General features: G+C 73.5%; 15 protein-coding genes. 9 read left to right on the forward strand and 6 right to left on the reverse strand.

What is annotated here, in order from left to right; all coding sequences use genetic code 11:
• Nucleotides 1-8: 8 nt before the first annotated feature.
• A complete protein-coding gene (locus ABZ135_RS34265) occupies nt 9-374 on the reverse strand; it encodes a MerR family transcriptional regulator (protein ID WP_356701521.1) in 366 nt (121 codons plus the stop codon).
• A 71-nt stretch (nt 375-445) separates the two neighbouring features.
• Between ABZ135_RS34265 and ABZ135_RS34270 the strand changes: the two genes are divergently transcribed.
• Complete coding sequence (locus tag ABZ135_RS34270) at nt 446-1381, forward strand: aldo/keto reductase (protein ID WP_356701522.1); 936 nt, start codon at nt 446-448, stop codon at nt 1379-1381.
• A gap of 10 nt (nt 1382-1391) precedes the next feature.
• Here ABZ135_RS34270 and ABZ135_RS34275 read toward each other — a convergent pair whose 3' ends face one another.
• The gene (locus tag ABZ135_RS34275; RefSeq protein ID WP_356701523.1) at nt 1392-2111 is read right to left on the reverse strand and encodes a VWA domain-containing protein; all 720 of its coding nucleotides are present in this window, start codon (nt 2109-2111) and stop codon (nt 1392-1394) included.
• A 158-nt stretch (nt 2112-2269) separates the two neighbouring features.
• Here ABZ135_RS34275 and ABZ135_RS34280 point away from each other — a divergent pair, with 158 nt between their 5' ends.
• Entirely contained in the window at nt 2270-3286 is a 1017-nt protein-coding gene (locus ABZ135_RS34280) for a hypothetical protein (RefSeq protein ID WP_356701525.1), read from the forward strand.
• Nucleotides 3287-3452: 166 nt separating this feature from the next.
• Here the strand turns inward: ABZ135_RS34280 and ABZ135_RS34285 are convergent, their stop codons facing one another.
• The 4 genes from ABZ135_RS34285 to ABZ135_RS34300 all read right to left on the reverse strand — a co-directional run bounded on the left by ABZ135_RS34285 (nt 3453) and on the right by ABZ135_RS34300 (nt 12005).
• The gene (locus ABZ135_RS34285) at nt 3453-4913 is read right to left on the reverse strand and encodes a glutamate synthase subunit beta (protein WP_356701527.1); all 1461 of its coding nucleotides are present in this window, start codon (nt 4911-4913) and stop codon (nt 3453-3455) included.
• Nucleotides 4906-9471, reverse strand: coding sequence for a glutamate synthase large subunit (gltB, locus tag ABZ135_RS34290; RefSeq protein WP_356701529.1), 4566 nt, complete (start codon nt 9469-9471; stop codon nt 4906-4908). Before gltB ends, ABZ135_RS34285 begins: the two co-directional genes overlap by 8 nt.
• 380 nt (nt 9472-9851) lie before the next feature.
• Nucleotides 9852-11207 (reverse strand): APC family permease, encoded by a 1356-nt coding sequence (locus ABZ135_RS34295; protein ID WP_356701531.1) that lies wholly within the window; start codon nt 11205-11207, stop codon nt 9852-9854.
• 69 nt (nt 11208-11276) lie between these two features.
• Nucleotides 11277-12005, reverse strand: coding sequence for a VIT1/CCC1 transporter family protein (locus ABZ135_RS34300; RefSeq protein ID WP_356701533.1), 729 nt, complete (start codon nt 12003-12005; stop codon nt 11277-11279).
• A gap of 229 nt (nt 12006-12234) precedes the next feature.
• Between ABZ135_RS34300 and ABZ135_RS34305 the strand changes: the two genes are divergently transcribed.
• The 7 genes from ABZ135_RS34305 to ABZ135_RS34335 are packed head-to-tail and all read left to right on the forward strand — an operon-like array spanning nt 12235 to nt 20072.
• Nucleotides 12235-13236, forward strand: a complete 1002-nt coding sequence (locus ABZ135_RS34305) for an ADP-ribosylglycohydrolase family protein (RefSeq protein WP_356701534.1) — start codon at nt 12235-12237, stop codon at nt 13234-13236.
• On the forward strand, nt 13233-14534 hold the full coding sequence (locus ABZ135_RS34310) for an ADP-ribosylglycohydrolase family protein (RefSeq protein WP_356701536.1): 1302 nt from the start codon (nt 13233-13235) through the stop codon (nt 14532-14534). The genes ABZ135_RS34305 and ABZ135_RS34310 overlap by 4 nt, the downstream gene beginning before the upstream one ends.
• Complete coding sequence (locus tag ABZ135_RS34315) at nt 14503-15666, forward strand: ADP-ribosylglycohydrolase family protein (RefSeq protein WP_356701537.1); 1164 nt, start codon at nt 14503-14505, stop codon at nt 15664-15666. The genes ABZ135_RS34310 and ABZ135_RS34315 overlap by 32 nt, the downstream gene beginning before the upstream one ends.
• Nucleotides 15663-17129: an ADP-ribosylglycohydrolase family protein gene (locus ABZ135_RS34320; RefSeq protein WP_356701539.1), complete on the forward strand. Its 1467-nt coding sequence runs from the start codon at nt 15663-15665 to the stop codon at nt 17127-17129. The genes ABZ135_RS34315 and ABZ135_RS34320 overlap by 4 nt, the downstream gene beginning before the upstream one ends.
• A complete protein-coding gene (gene rbsK, locus ABZ135_RS34325; RefSeq protein ID WP_356701541.1) occupies nt 17126-18037 on the forward strand; it encodes a ribokinase in 912 nt (303 codons plus the stop codon). Before ABZ135_RS34320 ends, rbsK begins: the two co-directional genes overlap by 4 nt.
• On the forward strand, nt 18034-19266 hold the full coding sequence (locus ABZ135_RS34330) for a CoA transferase (protein WP_356701543.1): 1233 nt from the start codon (nt 18034-18036) through the stop codon (nt 19264-19266). The genes rbsK and ABZ135_RS34330 overlap by 4 nt, the downstream gene beginning before the upstream one ends.
• Complete coding sequence (locus ABZ135_RS34335; RefSeq protein WP_356701545.1) at nt 19263-20072, forward strand: aldolase/citrate lyase family protein; 810 nt, start codon at nt 19263-19265, stop codon at nt 20070-20072. Before ABZ135_RS34330 ends, ABZ135_RS34335 begins: the two co-directional genes overlap by 4 nt.
• The last annotated feature ends 92 nt before the right edge of the window (nt 20073-20164 follow it).

A 20164-nucleotide genomic window follows, 5' to 3' on the forward strand; every position in this document is an offset into this window, starting at 1 on the left:
CGCGCGCCTCACCCGGCCGGCGCGAGCCCGCGTCCCTCCGTGGCGGCGACCAGCGCGGCCAGTGAGGACCGGGTGCCCTGGAGGTCGGAGATCTGCTCGTCGATGGCGTCCAGCCGGGCCACCAGGAGCGGGCTGAGGCAGGGCTCGATCTCCGTCTCGCTGCCGCAGACGCAGTCCAGCACCTCCGCGATGATCCGGGTCGGCAGCCCGGCCCCGAGCAGGGCCCGGATGCGCCGGACGACGGCGGGGGCGTCGGCCCCGTAGACCCGCTGACCGCCGGAGGTGCGCTCCGGGACGAGCAGACCCTGCTCCTCGTAGTAGCGCAGGAGCCGCACGCTCACCCCGGTCTCGCGCGCCAGCTCTCCGATCCTCATCACGCCCCCCATGTGATCCCCCTCACGCCCTCTTGAAGCTCACATGGATGTGAGCTCCTAGCGTCGCCGCCATGACGAACGACACGCACTCCACGAACGCCACGCGCGGCACCGAACTCCTCCACGACCCCAACGTATTCCACATCGGCGGCGACCTTCCGGTCCGCCGCATCGGTTACGGCGCGATGCGGCTCGCCGACGGCCCCGGCGACCCCACCGGGCCCGAGGCCCGGATCTGGACCGGGCCCGCCGACCGGCCGGCCGCGCTGCGGCTGCTGCGCACCGCCGTCGAGTCCGGGGTGAACCTCTTCGACACGGCCGACGCGTACGCCCTCGGCGCGGGCGAGGAACTGCTCGCCGAGGCGCTGCGGCCGTACGGGGACGAGGTCGCCGTCGCCACCAAGGTCGGCAACCTGCGCCCCTCCCCCACCGAGTGGGTGCCGCTCGGCCACCCCGCGTATCTGCGCCAGCAGACCGAGCTGAGCCTGCGCCGGCTGGGGACGGAGCGGATCGACCTGCTCTACCTGCACCGCCTGGACCCGGACTACCCGGTCGCCGAGCAGCTCGGCGCCCTGAAGGGCCTTCAGGAGGAGGGGAAGGTGCGGCACATCGGGCTCTCGGAGGTGACCGTGGAGCAGCTCGTGGAGGCCGAGCGGACGGCGCCGGTCGCGGCCGTGCAGAACCTGTACAACCTCGCGGACCGGGGGCACGACCCGGTGGTCGACCACACGGCGGGGCGCGGCATCGCGTTCGTGCCGTTCTTCCCGATCGCCATGGGCGGGCACGCGGGGCCGGACGGGCCGGTCGCCCGGGTGGCCCGGGAGGTCGGCGCGACGCCCGCGCAGACGGCGCTCGCCTGGCTGCTGCGCCGCGGGCCGCACGTCGTCCCGATCCCCGGCACGTCCTCGGAGCGCCACCTGAAGGAGAACATGGGGGCGCTCGGCGTCCGGCTGAGCGACGAGCAGTTCGCGCGACTCGCCGCGGCCGCCGGGGAGGACGCCTCCTGAGGAGCCGGGGTCAGCCGCGGACGATGCCCTGGGCGCGGGCGGCGGCGAGCCAGGCCGGGAAGTCGGCGACCAGCCGGTCGTAGAGCTCCGCGTCCGGGAGCCGGCGCGGGTCCTGGCCGGCGTGGAAGAAGCCGGAGTTGTCGACCGGCCGCCGGGCCGGCACCGCAAGCTCGTCGAGCCGGCGCAGGAACTCGAACTGCCGGCTGCCCGGGTCGCCGAAGCCGACGAACTGCCAGAACAGTGGGAGCCGGGCGGCCTTGCACACGTAGCGTTCGGCGGCGAGCTTGTTGATCGGCCCGCCGTCGGTCTGGAAGACGACGAGCGCGGGCGCGGTGGTGCCGCTGTCGAGGTAGTGGTCGATGACCGCGTCCATGGCGAGGTGGTAGCTGGTCTTCCCCATGTGCCCGAGGCCGGCGACGATCCGGTCGATCCGGCCCTGGTGGTCGGCGAGTTCGATGTCGGTCTCGCAGTCGATGCCGGTGGAGAAGAACACCACCGGCACCCGCCCGTCGTCGTCCAGGTGTGCCGAGAGCCCGAGCACCCGGTCGGCCAGGGCCTGGACGGTGCCGTTCGCGTAGTAGGGCTTCATCGAGCCCGAGTAGTCGAGGACGAGATAGACCGCGACCCGCTGCCCCTCGATGCCGTACCGGCGGACCGACTCCCCGGCCGACTTGTAGAGGCTGACGAGCGCGGGCGCGCGCTCCTCCACCTTGCTCAGGCTCAGGGCCATGGGTGGCTCCTCTCCAGCTCCTCGACGTCCGTTGGGCACGACGTCCGCCACGTCGGCCGTGTCCGCCACGGACTGCAGCTTACGGCGGCCCCGGCCCGCCGCCGGAGGCCGGCAAAAGCACTGGACGGGGCGGCCGCCCGACTGGCTACCCTCCCCGGGTGAGCATCCACACCCCGTACCGCCCCCTCGACATCACGATCCCCTTCCCCGAACTGCGGGCCTGGGCCCGCACCGCCACGCGCCTCCACCCGATCCCCGGGTCCCCGACGGCCGCGGACAGTTCGGTGGGCGGACCGCTGCTGTGGCCGGCGGACGAGGAGTGGCCGGTGTGCGGGGAGCACGGTCCGGGGACGCCGGGCATCGCGCCGGAGCGCGAGCGGCGCTACCGCCGCATCCTGCGGGAGGTGGACGCCCGGCCGCGCACGGAGGACGGCGGGCTCGCGTACACCGACGAGGAGCGGGCCGAACTCGATGCGCTGTCCGCCGAACCCTGGCACCAGCCGGACCGTCACGAGGGCGGCCCGTCGCCCCTCCTCGCCCTCGCCCAGTTCTACGCGCGGGACATACCGGACCTGGCGCCGTTCGCCCCGCCGGGCACGGACCTGCTCCACGTGCTGTGGTGCCCGTACTACGAACACGCGGACGGGCCGTTCAGCCATTTCGGCCCGTACACCCGGCTGTACTGGCGCCGGGCGGCCGACGTCACCGAGCCGCTCGCCGTCATGCCCGAACCGGCGGTCGCCGGACGGGGCCGGTACCTCCCGGAGCCCTGTGTGCTCCGCCCGGAGCAGGTCGTGGAGTACCCGTACGTGGACTACCTGCCCGAGGAGCTCGGTCGCCGCATCGAGGCGTGGGAGGACGAACTGCGGGCCAGGATCGGCGACGCGGCGCCCTGGTACCAGTACGACCTCTCCCTCGCTCCCGGCTGGAAGATCGGCGGCTGGGACTCCTGGCACACGACGGATCTGGTCCGCGTGTACTGCGACGCCTGCGGCACGGAGATGCGGGTGCTGCTGACCATCGACTCGTACGAGTCGCACGCGGCCGAGGGAAGCTGGGGCCCGTTCCCGTCACCGGACACACCGACCGCGGTCAAGGTCGGCCGCGACGGCGAGTACCGCGCCTTCGTCTGCCCCACCGATCCCTCCCACCCGCACCGCATGAGCATGCAGTGACGTGACCTCCGCCGCGCGGACGGCCGCCCCCGCCGAGCAAGCAGTCACCGCACCGGAACGCGCCGCGGCGCTCGCCCGGTCAGTCCGGTCGGGGACAGGTGGGGCGAGCGCCGCGCTCAGTTCCGTACGTCGTTGTACGGGACGTTCAGGGGGTGATCCGGCGGGATCAGACCGTCAGGGCACGGTCCGTCGGGCGGATCGGGGCCGGCAGGGAGCTGGCGCCCGTCAGGTAGCGGTCCACGCCGCGGGCGGCCGAGCGGCCCTCCGCGATGGCCCAGACGATCAGGGACTGACCACGGCCGGCGTCACCGGCGACGAAGACACCATCGACGTTGGTGGCGAAGTCCGCGTCACGGGCGATGTTACCCCGCTCGTCGAGGTCCAGACCAAACTGCGCGACCAGGCCGTTCTCCACGTCCGTGCCGGTGAAGCCCATGGCGAGCGTGACGAGCTGGGCGGGGATCTTCCGCTCGGTGCCCGGCTTCTGGGTCAGCTTGCCGTCGACGAACTCGACCTCGACGAGGTGCAGGAACTGGACGTTGCCGTCCTCGTCGCCCTCGAAGTGGGTGGTGGAGACGGAGTAGACCCGCTCGCCGCCCTCCTCGTGCGCCGAGGTGACCTTGTAGAGCATGGGGAAGGTCGGCCAGGGCTGGCCGGCGCTCCGCTCCTCGCCCGGCTTCGGCATGATCTCCAGTTGCGTGACGGAGGCCGCGCCCTGGCGGTGGGCGGTGCCGACGCAGTCGGCGCCGGTGTCGCCGCCGCCGATGACGACGACGTGCTTGCCCTCGGCGGAGATCGGCGAGGAGACGAAGTCGCCCTCGACGACCTTGTTGGCGAGCGGCAGGTACTCCATCGCCTGGTGGATGCCCTTGAGTTCGCGGCCCGGCACGGGCAGGTCGCGGGCGGTGGTGGCGCCGGCGGCGACCACGACCGCGTCGAACCGCTTGCGCAGGTCCGTCGCCGTCAGGTCGCGGCCGATCTCGATGCCGGTGCGGAACTTGGTGCCCTCCGCGCGCATCTGCTCGATGCGGCGGTTGATGTGCCGCTTCTCCATCTTGAACTCGGGGATGCCGTAGCGCAGCAGTCCGCCGATGCGGTCGGCCCGCTCGTACACGACCACGGTGTGGCCGGCCCGGGTGAGCTGCTGGGCGGCGGCGAGACCCGCCGGGCCCGAGCCGATCACGGCGACGGTCTTGCCGGAGAGGCGCTCGGGGGCCTGCGGCCGGACGTCGCCGCCGTCCCACGCCTTGTCGATGATCGAGACCTCGACGTTCTTGATGGTGACGGCCGGCTGGTTGATGCCGAGCACGCACGCCGCCTCGCACGGAGCCGGGCACAGACGGCCGGTGAACTCCGGGAAGTTGTTGGTGGCGTGCAGCCGCTCGGAGGCCGCCGACCAGTCCTCGCGGTAGGCGTAGTCGTTCCACTCGGGGATCAGGTTCCCCAGCGGGCAGCCGTTGTGGCAGAACGGGATGCCGCAGTCCATGCACCGGCCGGCCTGCTTGCCGATGATCGGCAGCAGGGAGCCGGGTACGTAGACCTCGTTCCAGTCCTTGACGCGCTCGGCCACGGGACGGGTCTTGGCGACCTCGCGGCCGGTGGTGAGAAAGCCCTTCGGATCAGCCATGGGTCGCCGCCTCCATCATCTTCTCGGTGGTCTCGGCCTCGGAGAGACCGGCGAGCTCAGCGGCGTCCTTGGCGGCGAGCACTGCCTTGTACGTGGTGGGGATGATCTTGCTGAAGCGGCTCACCGCCGCGTCCCAGTCGGCGAGGAGCTTCTCGGCCACGGTCGAGCCGGTCTCCTCGTGGTGGCGGCGCACGACGTCGTGCAGCCACGCCCCGTCGGTGTCCGACAGCGCCTCGATCGCTCCGACGTTGCCGGCGTTGACGTTGTCCCGGTCGAGGTCGATGACGTAGGCCACGCCACCGGACATGCCGGCCGCGAAGTTGCGTCCCGTCTCGCCGAGGACGACCGCCGTGCCGCCGGTCATGTACTCGCAGCCGTGGTCGCCCACGCCCTCGGAGACGACCAGCGCGCCGGAGTTGCGGACGCAGAAGCGCTCGCCGGTGCGGCCGCGCAGGAACAGCTCGCCGCCGGTGGCTCCGTACGCGATGGTGTTGCCCGCGATGGTGGAGTACTCGGCCAGGTGGTCGGCGCCCCGGTCGGGGCGGACGATCACGCGGCCGCCGGAGAGGCCCTTGCCGACGTAGTCGTTGGCGTCGCCCTCCAGGCGGAGGGTGACACCGGCCGGCAGGAAGGCGCCGAAGGACTGGCCGGCGGAGCCCGTGAAGGTGATGTCGATGGTGTCGGCGGGCAGGCCCGCGCCGCCGAACTTCTTCGTCACGTGGTGGCCGAGCATGGTGCCGACGGTCCGGTTGATGTTGCGGATCGGGACCTGGGCGCGGACCGGCTGGGCGGTCTCGGCGGACTCGGCGTTCAGTGCCTCGGCGGCGAGCTGGATCAGCTCGTTGTCGAGGGCCTTCTCCAGGCCGTGGTCCTGCTCGATCAGGGCGTGGCGGACCGCGCCCTCGGGCAGCTCGGGCACGTGGAAGAGCGGCTCCAGGTCGAGGCCCTGCGCCTTCCAGTGGGTGACGGCGCGGCTGGTGTCGATGAGCTCGGCGTGGCCGACGGCCTCTTCCAGGGTGCGGAAGCCCAGCTCGGCGAGGAGCTCGCGGACCTCCTCGGCGATGAACTCGAAGAAGTTGACGACGAACTCGGCCTTGCCGGAGAAGCGCTCGCGCAGCACCGGGTTCTGGGTGGCGATGCCGACCGGGCAGGTGTCGAGGTGGCAGACGCGCATCATGACGCAGCCGGAGACGACGAGCGGCGCGGTCGCGAAGCCGAACTCCTCGGCGCCGAGCAGCGCGGCGATGACGACGTCACGGCCGGTCTTGAGCTGGCCGTCGGTCTGGACGACGATCCGGTCGCGCAGGCCGTTGAGCAGCAGGGTCTGCTGGGTCTCGGCGAGGCCGAGCTCCCAGGGGCCGCCCGCGTGCTTGAGCGAGGTGAGCGGCGAGGCACCCGTACCGCCGTCGTGGCCGGAGATGAGCACGACGTCCGCGTGGGCCTTGGACACGCCGGCCGCGACCGTGCCGACGCCGACCTCGGAGACCAGCTTCACGTGGATGCGGGCCCGCGGGTTGGCGTTCTTGAGGTCGTGGATGAGCTGGGCCAGGTCCTCGATGGAGTAGATGTCGTGGTGCGGCGGCGGGGAGATCAGGCCCACGCCGGGGGTGCTGTGCCGGGTCTTGGCGACCCACGGGTAGACCTTGTGGCCGGGCAACTGGCCGCCCTCGCCGGGCTTGGCGCCCTGGGCCATCTTGATCTGGATGTCGTCCGCGTTGACCAGGTACTCGCTGGTGACGCCGAAGCGTCCGGAGGCGACCTGCTTGATCGCGGAGCGGCGCGCCGGGTCGTAGAGGCGGTCCGGGTCCTCGCCGCCCTCGCCGGTGTTGGACTTGCCACCGAGCTGGTTCATGGCGATGGCGAGGGTCTCGTGCGCCTCCTTGGAGATGGAGCCGTACGACATGGCGCCGGTGGAGAAGCGCTTGACGATCTCCGAGACCGGCTCGACCTCGTCGATCGGGATGGAGGGCCGGTCGCTCTTGAAGCCGAAGAGGCCGCGGAGCGTCATCAGCCGCTCGGACTGCTCGTCGACGCGCTGCGTGTACTTCTTGAAGATGTCGTACCGCTTGGAGCGCGTGGCGTGCTGGAGGCGGAAGACGGTCTCGGGGTCGAAGAGGTGCGGCTCGCCCTCGCGGCGCCACTGGTACTCGCCGCCGATGTCCAGGGCACGGTGCGCGGAGGCGACGCCGGAGACGGGGTACGCCTTGGCGTGGCGGGCGGCGACCTCCTGGGCGATGACGTCGAGCCCCGCGCCGCCGATCTTGGTGGCGGTGCCGTTGAAGTACTTCTCGACGAAGGCGGTGTCGAGGCCGACGGCCTCGAAGACCTGGGCGCCGCGGTAGGAGGCGACGGTGGAGATGCCCATCTTGGACATGACCTTGAGGACGCCCTTGCCGAGGGCGTAGATCAGGTTGCGGATGGCCTGCTCGGGCTCCAGGCCCTCGATGAAGGTGCCGGCGCGGACCAGGTCCTCGACGGTCTCCATCGCCAGGTACGGGTTGACCGCGGCGGCGCCGTAGCCGATGAGGAGGGCCACGTGGTGGACCTCGCGGACGTCGCCGGCCTCGACGAGCAGGCCCACCATGGTGCGCTGCTTGGTGCGGATGAGGTGGTGGTGGACGGCCGCGGTGAGCAGCAGCGACGGGATCGGCGCGTGCTCGGCGTCGGAGTGCCGGTCGGACAGGACGATCAGGCGGGCGCCGCCCTCGATCGCCGCGTCGGCCTCGGCGCAGATCTCCTCGATGCGGGCGGCGAGCGCGTCGCCGCCGCCGGAGACCCGGTAGAGGCCGGAGAGGGTGGCGGCCTTCATGCCGGGCATGTCGCCGTCGTGGTTGATGTGGATGAGCTTGGCCAGCTCGTCGTTGTCGATCACCGGGAAGGGCAGGGTGACGCTGCGACAGGACGCGGCGGTCGGGTCGAGCAGGTTGCCCTGGGGGCCGAGCGAGGAGCGCAGCGAGGTGACGAGCTCCTCGCGGATGGCGTCCAGCGGCGGGTTGGTGACCTGCGCGAAGAGCTGGGTGAAGTAGTCGAAGAGCAGCCGGGGGCGCTCGGAAAGGGCCGCGATGGGCGAGTCCGTGCCCATGGAGCCGATCGGCTCGGCGCCGGTGCGGGCCATCGGGGCGAGGATGACGCGGAGCTCTTCCTCGGTGTAGCCGAAGGTCTGCTGGCGGCGGGTGACCGAGGCGTGGGTGTGCACGATGTGCTCGCGCTCGGGGAGGTCGGAGAGCTCGATCTCGCCGGTCTCCAGCCACTCCGCGTACGGCTTCTCGGCGGCGAGGGCGGCCTTGATCTCGTCGTCCTCGATGATGCGGTGCTCGGCGGTGTCGACGAGGAACATCTTGCCGGGCTGGAGGCGGCCCTTGCGGACGACCTTGGCGGGGTCGATGTCGAGGACGCCGACCTCGGAGGAGAGGACGACGAGGCCCTCGTCGGTGACCCAGTAGCGGCCGGGGCGCAGGCCGTTGCGGTCGAGGACCGCGCCGACCTGGACGCCGTCGGTGAAGGTGACGCAGGCGGGGCCGTCCCAGGGCTCCATCATCGTGGAGTGGTACTGGTAGAAGGCGCGGCGGGCCGGGTCCATGGAGTCGTGGTTCTCCCACGCCTCGGGGACCATCATCAGGACCGCGTGCGGCAGCGAGCGGCCGCCGAGGTGGAGCAGCTCCAGGACCTCGTCGAAGGAGGCGGAGTCGGAGGCGTCGGGGGTGCAGATCGGGAAGATCCGCTCCAGGGAGCCCTCGCCGAAGACGTCCGAGACGAGCTGGGCCTCGCGGGCGGTCATCCAGTTCCGGTTGCCCTTGACGGTGTTGATCTCACCGTTGTGGGCGACGAAGCGGTACGGGTGGGCCAGCGGCCAGCTCGGGAAGGTGTTGGTGGAGAACCGGGAGTGGACCAGGGCCACGGCGGAGGCGCAGCGGCGGTCCGACAGGTCCGGGAAGAAGGGCTCGAGCTGGCCGGTGGTCAGCATGCCCTTGTAGACGATGGTGCGGGCGGAGAGCGACGGGAAGTAGGTCCCGGCCTGGCGCTCGGCGCGCTTGCGCAGGACGAATGCCTTGCGGTCGAGCGCGATGCCGGTGGCCTGGCCGGCGCCGTCGGCGACGAAGAGCTGGCGGAAGACCGGCATGGTGGAGCGGGCGGAGGCGCCGAGCAGCTCGGGGGCGACGGGGACCTCGCGCCAGCCGAGGACGTCCAGTCCCTCTTCGCGGGCGATCGTCTCGATCTGCGAGACGGCCTGTGCGGAGCCGTCGGCAGGGAGGAAGGCGATGCCCACGGCGTAGGAGCCGGCGGCGGGGAGCGGGAAGTCGGTGACCTCGCGGAGGAAGGCGTCGGGGACCTGGAGCAGGATGCCGGCGCCGTCTCCGGAGTCGGGCTCGGAGCCGGTGGCGCCGCGGTGCTCGAGGTTGCGCAGTACGGTCAGCGCCTGCTCGACCAGGGTGTGGCTGGCAACACCGGTGAGGGTGGCCACGAACCCGACGCCACAGGCGTCGTGTTCGTTACGGGGGTCGTACATCCCCTGCGGAGCGGGGCGACCGTCCATGGGCGACCAGGCGTCGGAACGCATCGGCTCTCCCGTCGTCGTCGTGGCATATACAGCAGCCGAGGGACGACGTTGGCCCTCCGCGAAATTTCGTGCAGGTTACATGATGGCTGGCTTCTCGGGAAGCGGATAGCTCATTCCAGCATGCGGACACCACCGATACGGGCGGTTGCGATTCTCCAGCGGTGTGACACGGGAACGGCGGCGTTCTCGTGGGGGACGGATCGAGTGGTCCGGGGTGACTCGGGGGGTGGTTCGGGGCACTCCGGCGACCCGTCGTGGAGCGGGCCTCATTGCCCGCGGCGCTTATGCCTCATCCCCGGTGGCCGAGGATTCGAAACCGTCCGGTAACCGGCTAGTTATGTGGCGTCCTGCATAGTGTCGCACCGGAACGGCGGATCCGCTCAGGGATGTACGTCACAGCGCCGGGGCTCGTCGGCGCGCTTCCGGCCCCGCCCCACGGCCACGGCGGCGAGGACGAGGCCGACCGCCAGGACGAGCAGGCCCCTCACCCACACCTGGGCCTCGATCTGGGTGGCGAGCAGGACGCAGGAGGCGATGCCGAGCACCGGGAGGAGGGTCGGGGCCCGGAAGTGGTCCCCGGCTCCGGTGTCCCGGCGCAGCACGAGGACGGCGGTGTTGACGATGAGGAAGACGACGAGGAGCAGCAGCACGAGGGTGGACGCCAGGTCGGCGACGCCTCCGGTGAGGGCCAGCAGCATCGCCGCGGCCGTGGTGACCGCGATGGCCACCCAGGGCGTGCCGCGGCGGGGCAGCACCCGGGACAGCGAGGCCGGCAGCAGCCCGTCCCGCGCCATGCCGTAGGCGAGACGGGACGACATGATGCCGGTGAGCAGCGCGCCGTTGGCGACCGCGACGAGGGCGATGGCGCTGAACAGCCACAGCGGGACCCCGCCCGCGGCCTTGACCACTTCCAGCAGCGGCCCGCTGGACGCGACCAGCCTCTCCGTCGGTACGGCCGCCGAGGCGGCGACGCCCACCAGCGCGTACACGGCACCCGCGGCGACGAGGGCGCCGAACAGGGCGCGCGGATAGGAGCGGCGCGGGTCGCGGGTCTCCTCCGCGACGTTCACGGAGGTCTCGAACCCGACGAAGGAGTAGTACGCGAGCACGGAGCCGCTCAGCACGGCGGCCGCGGCGCCCTTCTCGGGCGTACCGAGCCGGACGAGCCGCCCGGGGTCGGCGTCGCCCCTCAGCAGCAGCCACCCGCCCAGCGCGACGACGACGAGCAGCCCGCCGACCTCGATGACGGTGGCGACGACGTTGGCGCGGGTGGACTCCTTGATGCCCCGCGCGTTGACCAGGGCGAGGACGATCAGGAACAGCACGGCGACGAGCCCGACGGGCAGCGTCACGAACGCGGACAGGTACTCGCCGCCGAACCCCCGGGCGAGTGCCGCGACCGAGACGATCCCGGCCGTGAGCATGCAGAAGCCGGCGACGAAGCCGATGAACGGACCGAAGGCCCGGGTGGCGTAGTGGGACGCCCCTCCCGACCGGGGGTACTTCGTCGCCAGCTCGGCGTAGGAGGCGGCGGTGAGCAGAGCCAGCAGCAGAGCCACGACGAGAGGCACCCATACGGCCCCGCCGGCGTCGGCGGCGATCTGTCCCACCAGGACGTAGACGCCGGCGCCGAGGACGTCGCCGAGGATGAAGAAGAACAGCAGGGGCGTGGTCAGCGTCTTCTTGAGACCGCCCCCCGGCGGGACGTCCGTTTCGCGCGGATTGCCTGTTGACATGTCGATGCGTATCCCCGCCCGCCGGGAATGCACACCTGCCGTCCGCCGACGGGGGCGGCGGGGCTTCGCCTAGAGCGCCGCGCCGAAGGCCATGCCCAGGGCGTACGTGACGGCCGCCGCCGCGCCGCCGAGGACGAGCTGGCGCAGTCCGCTGAACCACCAGCTCCGCGCGGTCACCCGGGCCACCAGCGCGCCGCAGGCGAAGAGCCCGAGGAGCGCGAGGAGCACGGCCGGCCACAGGGCGGTCGCCCCGAGCAGGTACGGCAGGACGGGGAGCAGCGCGCCCAGCGCGAAGGACCCGAAGGACGAGACCGCGGCGACCGCCGGCGACGGCAGGTCGTCGGGGTCGATGCCCAGCTCCTCGCGGGCGTGGATCTCCAGGGCCTGCTCCGGGTCGCGGGACAACTGCATGGCGACCTCGCGGGCGAGCGCGGGCTCGACGCCCCGGGAGACGTAGAGGGCGGCGAGCTCCTCCATCTCGTCGATCGGGTGCTTGCGCAACTGGCGCCGTTCCACGTCCAGTTCGGCCTGGACGAGCTCGCGCTGGGAGGCGACCGAGGTGTATTCGCCGGCCGCCATGGAGAAGGCTCCGGCCGCGAGTCCGGCGAGGCCGGTGATCACGACGGTCTGCGAGGAGACGGCGCCGCCGGCGACACCGGTCATGAGCGCGAGGTTGGAGACGAGTCCGTCCATCGCGCCGAAGACGGCGGGGCGCAGCCAGCCGCCGTTGACGTCGCGGTGGGTGTGGTTGTCGCGGTGCGCCTCGTGCAGTGGTGCGACGGCTTCGATGATGGACATGCTTCTCCCCTTGTCCGTGCTGTGGGTTCGGCGTGTCCGCCCCCTTTCGACCTCTCGAAAATACGCCCGATGTAAGGGGCGCGCCAGCAAGGCAGGCCGTACTTAGTAAGGGCCGCCTACCTATGGCTCCCCTCACTGACGTGCTGTCACCCGGGTGACAGAAACGTTTCCGTGAAGGGTCGGGCGCCCCGCGTGGCACAGATGGGAGGAGCGCGAAAGGGGACAAGAGATGGTGGCTGGCACGACGGTCACGGGCGTGCGCGAACGCGCCCGGGGCGCGATGCTCGGACTCGCGGTCGGCGACGCGCTCGGCGCGCCCGCCGAGAATCTGCGCCCCTCGGAGATCCGCCGCCGGTGGGGCCGTATCGAGGGCTTCGTGACGGACCGTCCGGCGGGCACGGACGACACCGAGTACGCCATCTTCTCCGGGCTCCTCCTCGCCCGGCACGGCTCGGCCCTGACCGTGGCCCATGTCGAACGGGCCTGGCACCACTGGATCGCCGACCTCGACGAGGGCCCGTTCCGGGGCGCGGGCTTCTCGGAGCGGGGCACGCTGGAGAACCTCCGCCGGGGTCTGGCCGCGCCGATCTCCGCGCAGCACCGGCACGCCTGGAGCGACGGCCTCGCCATGCGGGCCGCCCCCTTCGGCGTCTTCGCCGCCGGGCGGCCGGCCGAGGCGGCCCGGCTGGTCGCCATCGACGGCACCGTCAGCCACGAGGGTGAGGGCATCTACGGCGGCCAGGCCGTCGCGGCGGGCGTGGCGGCGGCGATGGGCGGCGCCTCGGTCACCTCGGTCATCGCGGCCGCCCTCTCCGTGGTCCCGATGGACTCCTGGACCGCCCGCTCCATGCGCCGGGCGGTGGTGGCGGCGCAGCGGATCCAGCCCGACCCGCTGACCCGCGAGCGCACGGTCCGCTCGGCCGTCGTCATCGGCGGCTACCCCTGGACCGACCTGGCCCCCGAGGCCGTCGCCCTCGCCTTCGGCGCCTTCGCCGCGGCCCGGGGCGACTTCCGCACCTCGGTCCTCACCGCCGTCAACATGGGCCGCGACGCCGACACCACGGCCGCCGTCGCGGGCGCCCTCGCGGGCGCGTTCGGCGGCGCCGCCGCCATCCCGGACGCCTGGTCCTCGGCCATCTCCCCCGTCACCGGGAGCTGCCTCCCCTCGATGCGCGGCTACCACGTCCTGGACATCGCGGACCTGCTGACCCCGGAGGAGGACACGGCATGAGCGCGGACACGACGACGGTGCACGGCACCCTGTGCCCCACCGAGCCGGACCGGAAGACCGACGCGACGACGGCCCCGGACGGCCCGGCCACGGCCCTTCGCCGGGCGCCGGTGCCGGGCGCCGGGTGGGAGCGGGCGGCCGGGACCGGGCGGGACCGGATCGAGGGGGTGCTCCTCGGTCTCGCCGCGGGGGACGCGGCGGGGTGGCCCGCGGCGCGGCACCGGGCCGCCCGCATGCCGGAGTGGACCCGGCGCCTCACCCGCGAGCTCGACACCTTCGCCGAGCAGAACGCGACGACCACCCTGCCCGTCCCCATCGCCCTCAACCAGCCGCCCGAGCCCCTCCGTCTCGGCCCTTCCGACGACGCCGAGTGGGCGGTGTTCACCGCCGAGGCGCTGCTCGCCGCGAACGGGGCCCTGTTCCGCACCCTCGCCCCCGAGCGCCGCCTGCGCGCCGCCGTCGACCTCGCCTGGAACTCCCTTGCCGGCCAGGTCGCCGCCGCGGCCGAGCGCGCGCCGGAGGTCGAGTCCGCCGTACTGCCGCTGCGCGCCCGGATCTCCGTACGGGCCGGGCTCGGCAACCTCGCCACCGGGCTGCGCCCGCCCGCGACCGGCCATGACAACCCGCACTACTTCGACGACGCCGCCTGCGTCCGCGCCGCCGTCCTCGCACTGGCCCACCCGGGTGATCCGGCCGCGGCCGCCGAGCTCGCCGACTTCGACGCCCGCTACACCCAGGACGGCGACGGCGTGCACGGCGCCCGGGCGACGGCGGCGGCGGTCGCGGCCGCCGTCGGCGGGGCCTCGCCGGAGGAGGCGATGGAGGCGGCGCTCGACCAGCTTCCGCCCACGACGGAGATCGGCCGCAACGGCCGGTACGCGGTGAAGCTGGCCCACACCGCCGGCTCCGCCTTCGAGCTCGTACCGCTCCTGGAGCACCAGATCGTCGACCACGTCTACAGCTACGGCATCGCCGCCGCCGAGACGGTCCCGGTCGCCCTCGCCCTGGCGCTCGCCGCCCGCGGCGAGGTGGCGGCGGCGGTACCGGCCGCGGCCTGCCTCTCCCGCGTCGCCGACTCGGCCCCCGCCCTCGCGGGCGCGCTCACCGGCGCGCTGGGCGGCGGCGGCGCGATCCCGGCGACCTGGCGGGAGGCGTGCCGCACCCTCGCGGGCTGCGCGCTGCCCCGGCTCGCGGGCACGGACCTGGTCGAACTCGCCGGTCGGCTCGCAGCCACGGAACCGACCACTCCGGGTGGACAATTCCGGCATGACCCACCCAAGCATCCCTTCTCTGGATGACCGGATCACCGGCAGTCTCCTCGGGGCCGCCGTGGGCGACGCCCTCGGCGGCCCCGTCGAGGGCTACACCCCCGAGCAGATCGTCGAACGCCACGGCGGCCGCGTCACCGGCATCGTCGGGCCCTGGAACGGCGACGCCTGGCGCACCGCCCGGCCCATCGCGCCGTACCACAAGGGCGACGGACACGTCACCGACGACACCCTGATGACCCACGCCCTGATCCGGGTGTACGAGAAGGTCCGCGACCACCTCGACGCGTACGCGGTCGCCGAGCACCTCGTCCCCGAACTCATCGGCCGCACCGTCTGGATCCCCGAACTGGAGGCCGAGGCCCTCCCCCTCCAGCGGATCTTCCTCGCCGAGAAGTGGATCGTGACCCGGCTCCACTACGGCCACGCCGACCCGCGCGAGGCCGGCACCGGGAACATCGTGAACTGCGGCGCCGCCATGTACATGGCCCCCGTCGGCCTGGTCAACGCGGCGAACCCGGCCGCCGCCTACGCCGAGGCGATCGACCTCGCGGGCGCCCACCAGTCCAGTTACGGACGCGAGGCCGCCGGCGTCTTCGCGGCGGCCGTGGCCGCGGCCTGCGCCCCGGGCGCCACCCCGCACACGGTCGTCGACGCGGCCCTCTCCCTCGCCAAGGACGGCACCCGGGCCGCGATCGAGGCGGTCACCGAAGTCGCCGCCGACCACCGCGACTTCGAGACCGCGCTCGCCCCGCTGCGCCGGGCCGTCGCCCCCTTCGACTCGGTCGGCCCCGACTACCGCACGCCCTCCCTCGACGCCCGCCGCCCCTCCCGCCTCCACGCCATCGAGGAACTGCCGGTCGCCCTCGGCATGCTCCTGGTCGGCGAGGGCGACTACCGCCGCTCGGTCCTCGGCGCGGTCAACTACGGCCGCGACTGCGACTCCATCGCCACCATGGCGGGCGCGATCGCCGGCGCCCTGCACGGCGAGTCCGCCGTCCCCGCGGAATGGGCGAAACAGGTCTCCGAGGCCAGCCGTCTCGACCTGCACGCCCCGGCCAGGGCCCTCGCCGAGGTGGCGCACGAGGTCTTCACCCGCGACACCGCCCGCCGCCGCGCCCACGAAGCGGCCTACGCCACCCTGACGGGCGCCTCCCGATGAGCCCCGCCGTCGCCTGCGCCCTGCGGCTGACCTGGGTCCAGCCCGAGGACCTGGTGGGGCACGAGCTGCGGCAGGCCGCCGAGGACGGGCGGGACGCCCGGGCCCTCGCCGCCCGCTGGTACGCGGCCGGCGGGCAGCCCGCGCCCCCGGCCGCCGGAGCCTCCCCGGCCCCGCGCCCGGAACTGCGGCCCCTGGCCGAGGAGATCCTGGACGCCCTGGCCGCACTGCCCTCGCCCCTGGCCGACCGGGAACCCACCGACCTCGCCGCCCTCGTCGCCGCCTGCCCCGACTGGCCGGAGGAACCGCCCTCCGCCCGCGCGGCGCGGCGACAAGGAGCGCCCGCCGGCGAAAGCCCCGGCGCCGCCGACGGCGCCTCGACGACGGGCGACGGCGTCACGGACGGCGACGCCCTCAGGGACCGCCTGCACGCCGCCTGGCTCGGCCGCGCCGCCGGCTGCCTCCTCGGCAAACCCGTCGAGAAGCTCCCGCTGCCCGCCATCCGCGCCCTCGCCCGCGCCACCGGCAACTGGCCCCTCGCCGACTGGTTCACGGCCCGCGGCGTCCCCTCCGACCTCCTCACCGCCCACCCCTGGAACCGCCGCTCCGCCACCACCTCCCTCGCCGAGAACATCGACGGCATGCCCGAGGACGACGACCTCAACTACGCCCTGCTCAACCTGCTCCTCCTCAGCCGCCACGGCCGCGACTTCACCACCGCCGACGTCGCCCGGCTCTGGCTCGACGAGCTGCCCGCGGGCCGCACCTTCACCGCCGAGCGGATCGCCTACCGCAATCTCCTCGACGGCGTCGAACCGCCCCGCACCGCCACCCGCCGCAACCCCTTCCGCGAGTGGATCGGCGCCCAGATCCGCGCCGACGTGCACGGCTGGACCCACCCCGGTGACCCGGGCGCCGCCGCCCGGCAGGCCCACCGGGACGCCGTGCTGACCCACACCGGCAACGGGGTGTACGGCGCCATGTTCGTCGCCGCCACCCTCGCCACCGCCGCCGGCGGCACCGCCGACGTCCACCGGGCGCTGGCCGCCGGACTGTCCGTCGTACCGCCGGAGTCCCGCCTCGCCCGCGCCGTACGGGAGGGCATCACGACCGCCCGCGCGACCCCCGACTTCGACACCGTCGTCGACCGGCTCCACGCCCGGTTCGGCGGGTATCACTGGGTCCATGCCGTGCCCAACGCCGCCCTCCTCGCCGCCGCGCTCACCCACGCCGACGGCGACTTCACGCGCTCCATCGGCGCGGCCGTCTCCGGCGGCTGGGACACCGACTCCAACGGCGCCACCGCCGGTTCGGTCGCGGGCCTGCTCGCCGGCCGGGCCGACCGGCTGCCCGCACGCTGGACCACCCCCCTCAAGAACCGCCTCTCGACCTCGGTGCCGTCCTTCGACGGCATCGGCTTCGACACCCTGGCCGCACTGACGCACTCGGAGGCAGTACGCCCATGACCAGCATCGTCGTGCTCGGCAGCACGAACATGGACCTCGTGGCCTACGTGGCCAAGGCCCCCACCCGCGGAGAGACCGTCACCGGCCGCGAGTTCCGCACCGTGCCCGGCGGCAAGGGCGCCAACCAGGCCGTCGCCGCCGCCCGCGCGGGCGCCGAGGTGTCGATGATCGGCGCGGTCGGCGCCGACGACTTCGGCCTGCGGCTGCGCGCCGCCCTCGAACACAGCGGCGTCGACACCGATCTGCTGCGCACCGTCGAAGGCCCCTCCGGCACCGCCCACATCGTCGTCGACGACGAGGGCGGCAACGCGATCGTCGTCATCCCCGGCGCCAACGGCACCGTCACCTCCCTCACCCACGGCGACGAGGCGCTGATCGCCACCGCCGACGCCCTGCTCCTCCAGCTCGAACTCCCCCTCTCCGTGGTCGTCGAAGGCGCCCGCGCCGCCCGCGAGCGGGGCGTCCGCACCCTCCTCACCCCCGCCCCCGCCCGCGCCCTGCCCGGCGAACTCCTCTCCGTCACCGACGTCTTGGTGCCCAACGAGCACGAGGCCGCCGCCCTCACCGGCCACACCGACCCGCACGCCGCCGCCCGCGCCCTGCTCGCCGACGTGCCCGAGGTGGTCGTCACCCTCGGGGCCGCCGGCTGCCTCTACGCCAGCCGGGGCGCCGACCCGGTGACCGTGCCGGCACCCCAGGTCCGGGCCGTGGACACCACCGCCGCCGGCGACACCTTCGTGGGCGCCCTCGCCGTGGCCCTCACGGAGGGCCGGCCCGCCCCGGAGGCCCTCGCCTGGGCGTCGGCGGCCGCCTCGCTGTCGGTCCGGCGCGAGGGGGCCTCCACCTCCATGCCGTACCGCACCGAGATCGACGCCGCCGCCGCGGAACTGGAGGGCCACCGCGTATGAGCACCGCCACGGACACCGCCACCGACACCGCCTCGGATGCCCCCACTCCTCCCCTGCACGGACTGCGCGTCCTCGACCTCGCCACCCTCTTCGCGGGCCCCCTCGCCGCGATGATGCTCGGCGACTTCGGCGCCGACGTCGTCAAGATCGAGCACCCCCGCAAGCCCGACCCCTCCCGCGGCCACGGCCCCGCCAAGGACGGCGTCGGCCTGTGGTGGAAGGTCCTGGGCCGCAACAAGCGGACCATGACCCTCGATCTGTCCACCCCCGGCGGCCGCGCCACCCTGCTGCGGCTCGCCGCCGACGCCGACGTGATCGTGGAGAACTTCCGCCCCGGCACCCTGGAACGCTGGGGCCTCGGCTGGGAGGAGCTCTCCACCGTCAACCCGCGCCTGGTCCTGGCCCGCGTCACCGGCTTCGGCCAGTTCGGCCCGTACTCCCACCGCCCCGGCTTCGGCACCCTCGCCGAGGCGATGAGCGGCTTCGCCGCGATCACCGGCGAACCGGACGGCCCGCCCACCCTGCCGCCCTTCGGCCTCGCCGACTCCGTCGCCGCCCTCGCCACCGCGTACGCCGTGATGACCGCGCTCACCGCGAGGCACACCACCGGCCAGGGCCAGGTCGTCGACATGGCCATCATCGAACCGATGCTCTCCGTCATCGGCCCCCACCTCCTCTGGTACGACCAGCTCGGCTACGTCCAGCCCCGCACCGGCAACCGCTCCCGCAACAACGCCCCGCGCAACACCTACCGGACCGCCGACGGCTCCTGGGTCGCCGTCTCCACCTCCGCCCAGTCGATCGCCGAACGCGTACTGCGGCTGGTCGGCCGCCCGGAGCTGATCGACGAACCCTGGTTCGCCGACGGCACCGGCCGGGCCGCACACACCGACGTCCTCGACGAGGCGGTCGGCTCCTGGATCGCGCTGCGCACCCGCGACGAGGTCATGGCCGCCTTCGAGAAGGCGGAGGCCGCCGTCGCCCCCGTCTACGACGTCCGCGACGTCCTCGACGACCCCCAGTTCCAGGCCCTCGGCACCGTCACCGAGGTCCCGGACCCCGAACTCGGCCCGCTCCGGATGCAGAACGTGCTCTTCCGGCTCTCCGACACCCCGGGCGCCATCCGCTGGGCCGGCCGCCCCCACGGCGCCGACACCGCCGAGCTCCTCGCCGAACTCGGCCTCACCGCCGCCGAGATCGACACCCTGCGCGCCGAAGGAGCCGTATGAACCCAGCGGCCGCCCCTCCCCTGACCTGGCTCTACGCCCCCGGTGACCGCCCCGAGGTCGTGCGCAAGGCCCTCACCTCCGGAGCCGACGTCGTCATCGTCGACCTGGAGGACGCGGTGGCCCCGGACCGCAGGGCCTACGCCCTGGCCGCCACCGCCGAACTGCTCGCCGACCCGCAGCCCGTGCCCGTCCACGTCCGCATCCACGCACCCCGCGACATCCCATGCCTGGCGTCCCTCCCCGGACTCGTCGCTCTCCGTGTTCCCAAGGTGACACACGCCACTGACATCGGCCGGATCGCCGAGCTCGCCCGGGGGCTTCCGCTCTATCCGCTCCTGGAGAACGCCCTGGCCGTGGAGCACGCCTACGCCATCGCCACCGCCCATCCGTCGGTCCACGGCATCGCCCTCGGCGAGGCGGACCTCCGGGCCGACCTGGGCGTCCGGGAGGACCGCGCGCTGGACTGGCCGCGCGGCCGGGTCGTGGTCGCCGCCCGGGCCGCCGGCCTGCCGCCGCCGGTCCAGTCCGTCCACCCGGACGTGCGCGACCTGGACGCCCTCGCCGAGGGATGCGCCCGGGGCCGTGCGATGGGCTTCCTGGGCCGGGCCGCGATCCATCCCCGCCAACTGCCCGTCATCGAACGGGCCTACCTCCCGACCGCCGACGAGATCGCCGCGGCCGAGGAGGTCGTCAAGGCGGCGGAGGCCGCCGAGGGCGCGCTCGCCCTCCCCGACGGCCGCTTCGTGGACCCGGCGGTCGTCACCGGCGCCCGCCGCGTCCTCGCCCTCGCCGCCCGCCGGGCCTAGGCCGTGTCTTTTGGATCAGGCCGGATCAGGGAGCGGCGTCTGGTGCGTGCGATCGCAAGGCGGAGGAGGGAGTCCATGCGGAGCATCGGCGA

Source organism: Streptomyces sp. NPDC006339, from assembly GCF_040612775.1.
GTDB lineage: Bacteria > Actinomycetota > Actinomycetes > Streptomycetales > Streptomycetaceae > Streptomyces.

Bases quoted from the DNA above. Each gene is read 5' to 3' on its own strand.
- ABZ135_RS34265 (WP_356701521.1), bottom strand. From the start codon at position 374: ATGAGGATCGGAGAGCTGGCGCGCGAGACCGGGGTGAGCGTGCGGCTC.
- ABZ135_RS34270 (WP_356701522.1), top strand. From the start codon at position 446: ATGACGAACGACACGCACTCCACGAACGCCACGCGCGGCACCGAACTC.
- ABZ135_RS34275 (WP_356701523.1), bottom strand. From the start codon at position 2,111: ATGGCCCTGAGCCTGAGCAAGGTGGAGGAGCGCGCGCCCGCGCTCGTC.
- ABZ135_RS34285 (WP_356701527.1), bottom strand. From the start codon at position 4,913: ATGGCTGATCCGAAGGGCTTTCTCACCACCGGCCGCGAGGTCGCCAAG.
- gltB (WP_356701529.1), bottom strand. From the start codon at position 9,471: ATGCGTTCCGACGCCTGGTCGCCCATGGACGGTCGCCCCGCTCCGCAG.
- ABZ135_RS34295 (WP_356701531.1), bottom strand. From the start codon at position 11,207: ATGTCAACAGGCAATCCGCGCGAAACGGACGTCCCGCCGGGGGGCGGT.
- ABZ135_RS34300 (WP_356701533.1), bottom strand. From the start codon at position 12,005: ATGTCCATCATCGAAGCCGTCGCACCACTGCACGAGGCGCACCGCGAC.
- ABZ135_RS34305 (WP_356701534.1), top strand. From the start codon at position 12,235: ATGGTGGCTGGCACGACGGTCACGGGCGTGCGCGAACGCGCCCGGGGC.
- ABZ135_RS34310 (WP_356701536.1), top strand. From the start codon at position 13,233: ATGAGCGCGGACACGACGACGGTGCACGGCACCCTGTGCCCCACCGAG.
- ABZ135_RS34315 (WP_356701537.1), top strand. From the start codon at position 14,503: ATGACCCACCCAAGCATCCCTTCTCTGGATGACCGGATCACCGGCAGT.
- ABZ135_RS34320 (WP_356701539.1), top strand. From the start codon at position 15,663: ATGAGCCCCGCCGTCGCCTGCGCCCTGCGGCTGACCTGGGTCCAGCCC.
- rbsK (WP_356701541.1), top strand. From the start codon at position 17,126: ATGACCAGCATCGTCGTGCTCGGCAGCACGAACATGGACCTCGTGGCC.
- ABZ135_RS34330 (WP_356701543.1), top strand. From the start codon at position 18,034: ATGAGCACCGCCACGGACACCGCCACCGACACCGCCTCGGATGCCCCC.
- ABZ135_RS34335 (WP_356701545.1), top strand. From the start codon at position 19,263: ATGAACCCAGCGGCCGCCCCTCCCCTGACCTGGCTCTACGCCCCCGGT.